Here is an 11,734-nt window from a genome sequence, read left to right as displayed (position 1 = left end):
CTTGATGCGTCTAGGGCTCAACGAAGCTCGTGCTTGTCACTCAGCATTCAACGGTCGAGGCCCTTGGTGGAATTCGGGAGCACCCCATATGAATCAGGCGCTGCCGAAGAAACTCTGGGATCGACTCAGGCTGGTCTCAATACTGGACACGATAACCCGGCTTAACCGCTTAACCTGAACCGCCGTATACGGAACCGTACGTACGGTGGTGTGAGAGGACGGCGGATGTAAATCCGCCTCCTACTCGATTATGAGAGAACACCCATGACCGCCGCCAAGAACCGTATTTTAGAGCTGCGCGCTGAGCTGGATCAGCACAACTATCGTTACCACGTGCTCGACGAGCCGAGCATTCCGGACGCCGAATACGACCGCTTGTTCAACGAGCTCAAGGCTCTGGAAGCGGCCAATCCCGAACTGATCACCAGCGACTCGCCCACCCAGCGAGTGGGCAGCGCGGCGCTGTCGGCGTTTACCCAGGTGCGTCACGAAGTGCCGATGCTCAGCCTCGGCAACGCCTTCGAAGAAACCGACATGTGCGAGTTCGACCGCCGGGTGACCGAAGGCCTGGACCTGCCGGCCGGCGATCTGTTCGGTGGCGGCGCAACCGTCGAGTACAGCTGTGAGCCCAAGCTCGATGGCCTGGCCGTCAGCCTGCTGTATCAGGATGGCATCCTGGTGCGCGGCGCGACTCGTGGGGACGGCACCACCGGCGAAGACATCAGCGTCAACGTGCGCACCGTACGCAACATCCCGCTCAAGCTGCACGGTACTGGCTGGCCGGCGACCCTGGAAGTGCGCGGCGAAGTGTTCATGTCCAAGGCCGGTTTCGAGCGGCTCAACGCCACGCAACTGGAAGTCGGCGGCAAGACCTTCGCCAACCCACGCAACGCAGCGGCAGGCAGCTTGCGCCAGCTGGATTCGAAGATCACCGCCAATCGCCCGCTGGAGTTCTGCTGCTACGGCATCGGCCAGGTGTCGGCGGACATTGCCGATACGCATATCGGCAATTTGCAGCAACTCCAGGCCTGGGGCATGCCGATCAGCCATGAGCTGAAACTGGCGCACGGCATCGCCGAGTGCCTGGATTACTACCGCGACATCGGTGAGCGTCGCAGTGCGCTGCCGTATGAAATCGACGGCGTGGTGTTCAAGGTCAACAGCATTGCCTCCCAGCGCGAACTGGGCTTTCGCGCCCGTGAGCCGCGCTGGGCCATCGCCCACAAATTCCCGGCGATGGAAGAGCTCACCGAGCTGCTCGATGTGGAATTCCAGGTCGGCCGCACCGGGGCGGTGACGCCGGTGGCGCGTCTGAAACCGGTCAAGGTTGCGGGCGTCACGGTGGCCAACGCCACCCTGCATAACATGGACGAAGTTGCGCGCCTGGGCCTGATGATCGGCGACACGGTGATCATTCGCCGCGCCGGTGATGTGATTCCGCAGGTGGTGCAAGTGGTCATGGAGCGTCGTCCGGAAAACGCCCGGCCGGTGCAGATTCCCGAGCAGTGCCCGGTGTGCGGTTCCCATGTCGAGCGCACGCAGTTGATCAAGCGCAGCAAGGGTCGCGAGACGGTGAGCGAAGGCGCGGTGTATCGCTGCGTCGGTCGTCTGGCCTGTGGCGCGCAACTCAAGCAGGCGATCATTCACTTCGTTTCCCGTCGCGCCATGGACATCGAAGGCCTGGGAGAGAAGAGCGTCGAGCAACTGGTCGACGAAGGCCTGGTGAGCTCGCCGGCCGATCTGTACGCCCTCACGTTCGAGCAGATTGTCGATCTGGAAGGCTTTGCCGAACTGTCGAGCAAGAACCTGCTCGGCGCCATCGAAGACAGTAAGAAGCCGGGCCTGGCGCGGTTCATCTACGCCCTTGGGATTCCCGATGTCGGCGAGGAGACGGCCAAGGTACTGGCGCGTTCCCTGGGCTCGCTGGAGCGGGTGCAGCAGGCCTTGCCGCAGGTGCTCACGTACTTGCCGGATGTTGGCCTGGAAGTCGCGCACGAGATCCACAGCTTCTTCGAGGACGCGCATAACCAGCAGGTGATCGCGGAACTGCTCAAGCATGGTTTGCAGATTCAGGATCAGGGCGAGTTGGGTGCCGAGTTTTCGGCGAGCACCACCCTGGGTGGTTTCCTCGACAAGCTGCATATCCCCTTGGTCGGACCGGGCGGGGCGCAGAAACTGGCGGACAAATTCGGCTCGTTGCAGGCGGTGATCGGTGCTGACTGGCTGGATATGCGCCAGGCACTGCCGGAGAAGCAGGCCAATTCGGTGCGCGAATTTTTTGCGGTCGAGGACAATCGCCAGTTGGCCGAAGCGGCGGAGAAGCAACTGGCCGATTTCGGCATGCACTGGCAGAGCGAGAAGAAGGTCGTCGAAGGTTTGCCGCTGGCCGGGCAGACCTGGGTGCTGACCGGCTCGCTGGAGCTGATGAGCCGGGATATCGCCAAGGACAAACTCGAAAGCCTTGGCGCCAAGGTCGCCGGCTCGGTGTCGGCCAAGACCCATTGCGTGGTCGCAGGGCCGGGTGCCGGTTCGAAGTTGACCAAGGCCAATGAGCTAGGGCTAAAGGTGCTGGATGAAGAGGCGTTTGTGGTGTTCCTGAAGGATCACAACATCCCGATCTAGCACGAACCCTGTGGCGAGGGAGCTTGCTCCCGCTTGCCTGCGCAGCAGGCACCAAGACAGCACAGGGCTGCTTGCACCCCAGCGAGAGCAAGCTCCCTCGCCACAAAAAAGCGGAACGATGTGCGAGCAAGAATGATCTAGTCTCTGCAAGCCCCAGGGAGAGATCGCCATGTACCCTTTCTTCGAGCAGCTCAGCTCGCGCATCGCCGCGCCGTTCATGGGCGAAAGCTCGCGCAACAGCAAGGTCTGGTCCTGTCGTTGCGGGCAGTCGCTGTTCTTTCGCAACAGCCAGTGCCTGGCCTGTTCGGCGGCGTTGGGTTATCAGCCGGAGCAGAGTCGCTTGTCTGCGCTGCAACCGGGTGTGCAGGCGGGCACCTGGCTGCTGGATGCCGATCCTGGGGCAGGCCTGTTTCGACGCTGCGCCAACCTCGACTCCCCGGCGGCCTGTAATTGGTTGTTGTCTGCCAATGACCATGACGTCTTGTGCATTGCCTGCAGCCTCAATCGCACCATTCCTGATCTGTCGATAGCCGAAAACCACGAGCGCTGGCGCAAAGTGGAAACCGCCAAGCGGCGTCTGGTCGCGCAACTGCTCAGCCTGGGGTTGCAGGTGATTCCCAAAACTGTCGATGAAGAGACGGGCCTCGCCTTCGATTTCATCGGCGTGGACCTCGAAGGCAAACCGCCCACCACCGGCCACGCCAATGGCCTGGTCACCCTCGATGTCAAGGAGGCCGACGATGCCCATCGCGAGCAGGTGCGGGTGCAAATGCACGAACCCTATCGCACGCTGCTCGGGCATTTCCGTCACGAAGTCGGGCATTACTACTGGGATCGATTGATCGCCGATAGCCAATGGCTTGAGCCTTTTCGCGGATTGTTCGGCGATGAGCGCGCCAGCTATGCCAACGCCCTCGAACGGCATTATCAGCAGGGCGCACCGCTCGACTGGCAGCAGCACTACGTCAGCGCCTACGCCACCATGCACCCGTGGGAAGACTGGGCCGAAACCTGGGCCCATTACCTGCACATGATGGATGCGGTGGACACCGCGCTGGGGTTTGGCATGAGTGCACGGGAAATGGACTTCGACTATCAGCCGTTTCCGTTGGATACCCTCTACGATCCGCAGCATCCCGGCGGCGTGGCGTTCCTGTCGTTCGTCAATGCGTGGATCGAACTGGCGGGCATGCTCAACGAATTGTCACGCAGCATGGGGCAGCCGGATTTCTATCCGTTCGTCCTGCCGCCAGCTGTCATCGCCAAGCTGCACTTTATCCACCTGGTGATTCAACAGGAGGGCGGCAGGGCGGACGAGGTGCTAGAGGCGCAATAGCAAGTGCTTGAAGCCCCTCATGTTTTTAATCCGAAACCAACGGTTGTAACTTCGTCTCAGATAGGTACAATGGCGCGGCTCGCCGACAGGTGAGCGTCGTTATGGTGACCCCATCGGTCCCCCCGCAACGATTACCCGTGAACCTGGTCAGATCCGGAAGGAAGCAGCCACAGCGGGAACATTGTGTGCCGGGGTGTGGCTGGTGGGGTTACCACCTTAACGCCACGCGAGTGTTCTCCCGCGTTATCTTTCTGAATTCAGACTTTCGCTAGCTGCCAGGATCTTCTCCGGGGTGGTTTTTTGTCGTTTGCGGTTTATCCACAGCCGCAGGCTCGCCACCGATATACAGCCGAACAATTTCATCGATCTCCCCGGACATCTTCATCCGCGCCAGGGTACTCAGGATGCTCTGCACCGGGATCTTCGGGTCGTTGCGAACGTAGCAGCCAATACGGTGTTCCTGCAGCACTGCCACGCCTTGCAGTTGCTGCTCCGGCAGCAGGCGGTGATTGAACCAGTCCAGGCTCCATTGATTGCTGACGGCATAGTCGTTGCGGCCGGCCAGGAGTTTTTCCATTACTTGTTCCTGATTGCGTGCGTCGTCGCGTTGCAGTTGGCCGGTGTCGAACAGTGGCTGCAGGGTCGGGTAGCTGTAGCCCAGCACGGTTCCAATGGACTGTTGCGGCAAGTCGGCGGGTTTGACTGCGCTGGGCGACGCAAGTCGGGTGATCAACACGTCGGGTTGAATAAAGAGCGGGATACTCCAGAGAAAATCGCCAAGCTGATCGGGCAGCCACGATTGCGCGACATAACAGCGGACATCGACCTCGCCTTGCTCCATGGCGCTTTGTATGCGCCTGCGGGGCAATACATGAAATTCGGCCGGTACGCCGACCTGGGTCGCGAGGCTGAGCATCATGTCATACAGGATGCCCTGGGTCGGTTTGCCCCGTTCAATCTGCACCATGGGCATGGTCCAGCTGTCGGTTATCACGAAGCGCAGCGGTGCTTGCGCCGCCGCGCCATCCAGGCTGATCAACAGCAATGCCCCCAAGGCCAGCCGCATAAACACTCCATTAAAAGACCCCGATGTGCAGCTTAGCCACAATACACGAGCGCACCGGATGCAATTTGTCCCTTGCTCCGCTAGCATTAGCCGCTTCTGCTTCCTTCGCTGCGACGGTTTTCGATGAGTTATCAGGTTCTTGCACGTAAATGGCGTCCGCGCTCGTTCCGCGAAATGGTCGGCCAGACCCATGTGCTCAAGGCTCTGATCAATGCCTTGGACAGCCAGCGGCTGCACCACGCCTACCTCTTTACCGGTACCCGTGGGGTCGGCAAGACCACCATCGCGCGGATCATTGCCAAATGCCTTAACTGCGAGACAGGTATCACTTCGACTCCCTGTGGCGAGTGTTCGGTGTGTCGCGAAATCGACGAAGGCCGCTTTGTCGACCTGATCGAGATCGACGCCGCGAGCCGCACCAAGGTCGAAGATACCCGAGAATTGCTCGACAACGTGCAGTACGCCCCGAGCCGTGGGCGCTTCAAGGTCTACCTGATCGACGAAGTGCACATGCTCTCCAGCCATTCCTTCAACGCACTGCTCAAAACCCTTGAAGAGCCGCCACCCTACGTCAAGTTCATCCTGGCGACCACTGATCCGCAGAAACTTCCTGCAACGATTCTGTCGCGGTGCTTGCAGTTCTCCTTGAAGAACATGACACCGGAACGAGTTGTCGAGCACCTGACCCACGTATTGGGTGTCGAGAACGTGCCGTTCGAGGACGATGCGCTGTGGCTGCTGGGCCGTGCCGCCGACGGGTCGATGCGTGATGCCATGAGCCTGACCGACCAGGCGATTGCCTTCGGTGAAGGCAAAGTCATGGCCGCCGACGTGCGCGCGATGCTCGGCACCCTCGATCACGGGCAGGTCTATGACGTCCTGCATGCGTTGATCGAAGGCGATGCCAAGGCGTTGCTCGAAGCCGTCCGCCACCTGGCCGAACAAGGCCCGGACTGGAACGGCGTGCTCTCGGAAATTCTCAATGTGCTGCACCGTGTTGCTATCGCCCAGGCCCTGCCGGAAGGTGTCGACAACGGTCACGGCGACCGTGATCGCGTGCTGGCACTGGCCCAAGCGTTGCCGGCCGAAGATGTGCAGTTCTACTACCAAATGGGCCTGATCGGCCGCCGCGATTTACCGCTGGCACCGGATCCCCGGGGCGGTTTTGAAATGGTGTTGCTGCGGATGCTGGCGTTCCGGCCCGCAGACACCGCGGATGCCCCGAGGCAACCGCTAAAGCCAGTGGGGATCAGCCAGGCCACAGTTGATTCCGCAAACTCAGTGGCTGCCGCGCCGGTTGTTGCGCCGGTAGTCGCTGCGGCCATTGCCCCGGTAGCAGCTGCGCCAGTGGCGGCTCCAGCGCCTGCACCGGAACCGGTTGCGCCGGTCGTTGTGCCTGAACCTGCGCCTGCGCCTGTGGTTGAAGCGATCGTGGTCGAAGAGGTGGTCGACCTGCCGTGGAATGACCCGGTCGAGCCAGCGCCCGTCCAGCAACCGTCGGCGGAGCCGGTGCTGGAAACCGCCAGCGAACAACCCGAATTACCGCCGATGCCGTTGCCGACACCGGACAGCGTGGTGCCGGACGCCCCGGAATGGGCCGCCGCGCCGATCCCGGAACCTTCGGTGGCCGAAGTCGATGCCGCGACGCCTGGCATGGACCTGGATGACGAGCCGCCGCTGGACGAAGATTACATCGAGCCGGACATGGATTCGGCCTACAGTTACCTCGACGAACTGGCCAGCGAGCACGCTGCCGACCCGGCCCCGGAACCCGAGCCTGAACCCGCGGCAATGCCGGCCACCGGTCTGGCCCTGCAATGGCTGGAGCTGTTCCCGAAATTGCCGATCTCCGGCATGACCGGCAGCATCGCCGCCAACTGCACGCTGATCGCGGTGGATGGCGACAATTGGCTGATGCACCTGGACCCGGCCCACAGTGCCTTGTTCAACGCCACTCAACAGCGTCGCCTCAACGATGCGCTGAACCAGTATCACCAGCGCACCCTGACCCTGAGCATCGAGCTGATCAAGCCCGAACAGGAAACCCCGGCACAAGCGGCTTCGCGCCGCCGTGCCAACCGTCAGCGCGAGGCGGAGGAATCGATCCACGGTGATCCGTTCATCCAGCAAATGATGCAGCAGTTCGGTGCGGTGGTCCGTAACGATACTATTGAACCTGTCGACGCCCTGGTCGCTCAGGGCTAATAACTGAAGGCGCTCGGCCGCATGGGCCGGGTGCTGTTTTAATCCAAGTACTTTTGAGGTGATTACCATGATGAAAGGTGGCATGGCCGGCCTGATGAAGCAGGCGCAGCAGATGCAGGAAAAAATGGCCAAGATGCAGGAAGAACTGGCCAACGCCGAAGTCACCGGTAAGGCCGGTGGCGATATGGTCACCGTGGTGATGACCGGTCGTCATGACGTCAAGAGCGTGACCATCGACCCGAGCCTGGTCGAAGGCATGAGCGAAGACGACAAGGAAATGCTGGAAGCGGTCATCGCCTCCGCGGTCAACGATGCCGTGCGCAAGATCGAAGCCAACAGCCAGGACAAGATGGGCAGCATGACTGCGGGCATGCAACTGCCGCCGGGCATGAAACTGCCATTCTGATTCGCCTTCAGGCGGCAGATGAGTTACAAAAATGCCAGGCATAGCGCCTGGCATTTTTGTTTCTGGCCATTGGGTAGGTAGTGACAGGTATGCCACCATCGCGAGCAGGCTCGCTCTCACAGGGGATTGCATTCCAAATGTGGGAGCGGGCTTGCTCGCGAAGAATTCACCCCGGTCCAACTGAGTAAACATCGAACGCCATACCGCCACAAAGGTCTGCTCCCTCTATCACTGAATCTCATCGATCACAGGAGACGCTGCCATGTCCGACACCATGACCCTCAATCAACGCATTGTCCTGGCTTCTCGCCCGGTGGGCGCGCCAACGCCGGAAAACTTCCGCATGGAGCGGGTGGCGCTGCCGGACTTGGCCGACGGTGAGGTGCTGCTCAAGACCGTTTTCCTGTCGCTGGACCCCTACATGCGCGGACGCATGAGTGACGCACCTTCCTACGCCGCTCCGGTGGAAATCGGCGAAGTCATGACCGGGGGCGCTGTCAGCCGGGTCGAGCGTTCCCTCAATCCGAAGTTTCAGGAAGGTGACCTGGTGGTCGGTGCCACCGGTTGGCAAAGCCACAGCATCAATGACGGTCGCAGCATCATTCCGATTCCTGGGCTGCCAAACCCTTCGATGGCTCTCGGGGTGCTGGGGATGCCGGGCATGACCGCGTACATGGGCCTGATGGACATCGGCCAGCCGAAGGCCGGCGAAACCCTGGTGGTTGCAGCTGCGTCCGGGGCGGTGGGCTCGGTGGTTGGCCAGGTGGCGAAGATCAAGGGGTTGCGCGTGGTTGGCGTGGCAGGTGGTGCGAACAAGTGCCGCTATGTCGTCGAAGAGCTGGGCTTCGATGCCTGCATCGACCACAGGAGCCCGGACTTTGCCGATGAACTGGCCAAGGCCTGTGGCAAGGGAATCGACATCTACTACGAAAACGTCGGCGGCAAGGTATTCGACGCGGTGGTGCCGTTGCTCAACCCCAAGGCGCGGATTCCACTCTGCGGCCTGATTGCCTCCTATAACGCCCATGAGGCGCCGAGCGGCCCGGATCGCCTGCCACTGTTGCAGCGCACCCTGTTGACCAAGCGGGTGCGCATCCAGGGCTTCATCGTGTTCGATGACTATGGTGATCGCCAGTCGGAATTCCTCAGCACCATGGCGCCCTGGGTACGCGATGGCAAGGTGAAGTTCCGCGAAGACGTGGTCGATGGCCTGGAACAGGCGCCCGATGCGTTTATCGGCATGCTGGAAGGGCGCAACTTCGGCAAACTGGTGGTTCGGGTTTCCCGGGACTGAGTAATTGACGCTGCAATTTGACGCTCAACCGAGGCGCGGGTATAAACCGCGTCTCGTTGTTTTGTCGGACTTTTCCACCATGAGCTTCAGCCCTTTGATTCGCCAACTGATCGACGCCCTGCGAATTTTGCCAGGCGTGGGTCAGAAAACCGCCCAGCGCATGGCGTTGCAGTTGCTCGAGCGTGACCGCAGCGGCGGCTCGCGCCTGGCGCTGGCCCTGAGCCAGGCCATGGAAGGGGTTGGTCACTGCCGCTTGTGCCGTACGCTGACGGAAGATGATCTGTGCCCGCAATGCGCCGATACCCGTCGCGACGACACCTTGCTCTGCGTGGTGGAAGGTCCGATGGACGTCTATGCAGTGGAGCAGACCGGTTTTCGCGGGCGCTATTTCGTGCTCAAGGGGCATCTGTCACCGCTCGACGGCCTGGGGCCGGAAGCCATCGGCATTCCGCAATTGATGGCGCGGATCGAGGAGGCCGGCACGTTCGCCGAAGTCATCCTGGCCACCAACCCGACCGTGGAAGGTGAAGCCACGGCGCACTACATCGCCCAATTGCTCAGCAGCAAAGGCCTGATCGCCTCGCGCATCGCCCATGGCGTACCGCTGGGTGGCGAGCTGGAGCTGGTGGATGGCGGGACACTGGCGCATTCGTTTGCCGGGCGTAAGCCGATCACTCTGTAATTTGTGTTGTTTGGGCTGACGCCATCGCGAGCAAGCTCGCTCCCACATTGGTTTTGTGTACGCCGCAATACCCTGTGAGAGCGAGCTTGCTCGCGATAAGGGCACCTCGCTCTACCTGACTTACACAATTTTGTTGAAAACCAAGCAAGCGCTCGGTTAACTTCACTGACCTCTTCAGTGGAGCTCGCCGATGTCTGCCTTTCAGGAATACTTCGACCCCGGCCACCAATTGGTCCGTGACAGCGTCAGACGTTTCGTCGAGCGCGAGATACTTCCTGATATCGAGCAGTGGGAAGAAGCCGAAAGCTTTCCTCGTGAGCTCTACCTCAAGGCCGGTGCAGCGGGGATTCTCGGCATCGGTTATCCGGAAGCTTACGGAGGCAGCCATGAAGGGGATCTGTTCGCCAAGGTTGCCGCCAGTGAAGAGTTGATGCGCTGCGGCTCAGGCGGGCTGGTTGCCGGCCTGGGGTCGCTGGATATCGGCTTGCCGCCCATTCTCAAGTGGGCCCGGCCCGAAGTGCGGGATCGTGTGCTGCCCCAGGTGCTGTCGGGAGAGAAGATCAGCGCCCTGGCCATCACCGAGCCTGGCGGCGGCTCCGACGTCGCCAACCTGCAAACCCGTGCCGTGCGCGACGACGATTTCTACCGGATCAGTGGCAGCAAGACCTTTATCACCAGCGGCGTGCGCGCGGATTTCTATACCGTTGCCGTGCGAACGGGCGAGCCAGGTTTCGGTGGCATCAGCCTGCTGCTGATCGAGAAGGGCACGCCCGGTTTCACCGTAGGACGGCAGCTGAAGAAAATGGGCTGGTGGGCGTCAGACACCGCTGAACTGTTCTTCGATGATTGCCGGGTGCCTGTAGGAAACCTGATCGGTGCCGAGAACATGGGCTTTGCCTGCATCATGGGCAATTTCCAGAGCGAACGCCTGGCCCTGGCGTTGATGGCCAACATGACCGCACAACTTGCGCTGGAAGAGAGCCTGAAATGGGCGCGCCAGCGCGAAGCCTTTGGCAAGCCGATCGGCAAGTTTCAGGTGATCAAGCATCGCCTCGCCGAGATGGCGACCGCGCTGGAGGTGTCCCGGGAATTCACTTACCGCCAGGCGGCGAAGATGGCGGCGGGGCAGAGCGTGATCAAGGAAATTTCCATGGCCAAGAATTTTGCGACGGATACCTCGGACCGGATCGTGACCGATGCGGTGCAGATACTCGGAGGTCTGGGTTACATGCGCGAGAGTCTGGTGGAGCGGCTGTACCGCGACAACCGGATCCTGTCGATTGGCGGCGGGACGCGGGAAGTGATGAACGAGATCATCAGCAAGCAGATGGGGCTTTGAACCGATCTTGAATTTAGTGCTGTTGCCGCTGACGCCATCGTCGGATCGCCGCCCGGAGCAAGCTCCCACAGTGTTCTTTGTCATGCACAAGATTTGTGTACGCCGCAGATCCCTGTGGGAGCGAGCTTGCTCCGGGCGGCGATCCGACGATAGCGTCCGTGCAGGCGCCGCTTACTTATCGCTCAACGCAAACTGCGTCAGGCAGAACGTAGGAATGCCCATGTCTTCCAGACGCTGCGAGCCACCCAGTTCCGGCAGATCGATGATCGCCGCCGCTTCATGCACCCGCGCGCCCATGCGGCGGATCAGGTTGGCGGCGGCAATCAGGGTGCCGCCGGTAGCGATCAGGTCATCGAACATCACCACCGAATCCCCTTCACACAGGCTGTCGGCGTGCACTTCCAGGAAGGCTTCGCCGTATTCGGTCGCATAGCCCTCGGCCAGCACTTCAGCCGGCAGTTTGCCTTGCTTGCGGAACAGCACCAGCGGCTTGTTCAACTGATAGGCCAGTACCGAACCGATCAGGAAACCACGGGCGTCCATCGCGCCGATGTGGGTGAAGTCAGCCTCGACGTAACGGTGGGCGAAGCTGTCCATCACCAGGCGCAGGGCCGTGGGTGACTGGAACAGCGGGGTGATGTCGCGAAAGATCACACCCGGTTTCGGGAAGTCGATGACAGGGCGGATGAGGGATTTGATGTCGAAGGAGTCGAAGACCATCGTCGTGGTGTCCTGGCAGGGCTGCAAACAACGAAGTATAACGGCGGCTGAACCGTTTCGCTCA

Annotated in this window: 9 protein-coding genes, 1 other RNA gene and 1 pseudogene; 9 read left to right on the top strand and 2 right to left on the bottom strand. The window is 61.1% G+C overall.

Going from position 1 to position 11,734, the window contains the following annotated elements; all coding sequences use genetic code 11:
* From KGA96_RS23695 to ffs, 4 genes and pseudogenes are all read left to right on the top strand, one after another.
* A pseudogene (locus KGA96_RS23695) lies at positions 1 to 178 on the top strand (group II intron reverse transcriptase/maturase); the annotation flags it as partial.
* 86 nt (positions 179 to 264) lie between these two features.
* Complete coding sequence (ligA, locus tag KGA96_RS23690) at positions 265 to 2,622, top strand: NAD-dependent DNA ligase LigA (protein ID WP_223515146.1); 2,358 nt, start codon at positions 265 to 267, stop codon at positions 2,620 to 2,622.
* Positions 2,623 to 2,791: 169 nt separating this feature from the next.
* A complete protein-coding gene (locus KGA96_RS23685; RefSeq protein ID WP_223515144.1) occupies positions 2,792 to 3,958 on the top strand; it encodes a putative zinc-binding metallopeptidase in 1,167 nt (388 codons plus the stop codon).
* Positions 3,959 to 4,069: 111 nt separating this feature from the next.
* Positions 4,070 to 4,166: signal recognition particle sRNA small type (gene ffs / locus KGA96_RS23680), an RNA gene on the top strand.
* Between the two features lie 60 nt (positions 4,167 to 4,226).
* Here ffs and KGA96_RS23675 read toward each other — a convergent pair.
* A complete protein-coding gene (locus KGA96_RS23675; protein ID WP_223515142.1) occupies positions 4,227 to 5,024 on the bottom strand; it encodes a substrate-binding periplasmic protein in 798 nt (265 codons plus the stop codon).
* Positions 5,025 to 5,147: 123 nt separating this feature from the next.
* On the opposite strand from KGA96_RS23675, the gene dnaX reads away from it, so the two are divergent.
* The 5 genes from dnaX to KGA96_RS23650 all read left to right on the top strand — a co-directional run bounded on the left by dnaX (position 5,148) and on the right by KGA96_RS23650 (position 10,950).
* Positions 5,148 to 7,229, top strand: a complete 2,082-nt coding sequence (dnaX, locus tag KGA96_RS23670) for a DNA polymerase III subunit gamma/tau (RefSeq protein WP_046043928.1) — start codon at positions 5,148 to 5,150, stop codon at positions 7,227 to 7,229.
* 67 nt (positions 7,230 to 7,296) lie between these two features.
* Complete coding sequence (locus KGA96_RS23665; protein WP_007971455.1) at positions 7,297 to 7,635, top strand: YbaB/EbfC family nucleoid-associated protein; 339 nt, start codon at positions 7,297 to 7,299, stop codon at positions 7,633 to 7,635.
* A 262-nt stretch (positions 7,636 to 7,897) separates the two neighbouring features.
* Entirely contained in the window at positions 7,898 to 8,929 is a 1,032-nt protein-coding gene (locus tag KGA96_RS23660) for an NADP-dependent oxidoreductase (RefSeq protein ID WP_046041323.1), read from the top strand.
* 79 nt (positions 8,930 to 9,008) lie between these two features.
* Positions 9,009 to 9,611 carry a recombination mediator RecR gene (recR, locus tag KGA96_RS23655; RefSeq protein ID WP_046041325.1) on the top strand — a complete coding sequence of 201 codons (603 nt, stop codon included), beginning with the start codon at positions 9,009 to 9,011 and terminating at the stop codon, positions 9,609 to 9,611.
* Between the two features lie 190 nt (positions 9,612 to 9,801).
* Positions 9,802 to 10,950, top strand: coding sequence for an acyl-CoA dehydrogenase family protein (locus KGA96_RS23650; RefSeq protein ID WP_223515140.1), 1,149 nt, complete (start codon positions 9,802 to 9,804; stop codon positions 10,948 to 10,950).
* A 171-nt stretch (positions 10,951 to 11,121) separates the two neighbouring features.
* On the opposite strand, the gene KGA96_RS23645 is transcribed toward KGA96_RS23650, so the two are convergent.
* Positions 11,122 to 11,670: an adenine phosphoribosyltransferase gene (locus KGA96_RS23645; RefSeq protein ID WP_008050206.1), complete on the bottom strand. Its 549-nt coding sequence runs from the start codon at positions 11,668 to 11,670 to the stop codon at positions 11,122 to 11,124.
* Positions 11,671 to 11,734: the final 64 nt, after the last annotated feature.

Source organism: Pseudomonas sp. GL-R-26 (assembly GCF_019947365.1).
Lineage (GTDB): Bacteria > Pseudomonadota > Gammaproteobacteria > Pseudomonadales > Pseudomonadaceae > Aquipseudomonas.
Note: the sequence above shows the minus strand (reverse complement) of the source record. Positions and strands in the feature narration are given on the sequence as shown.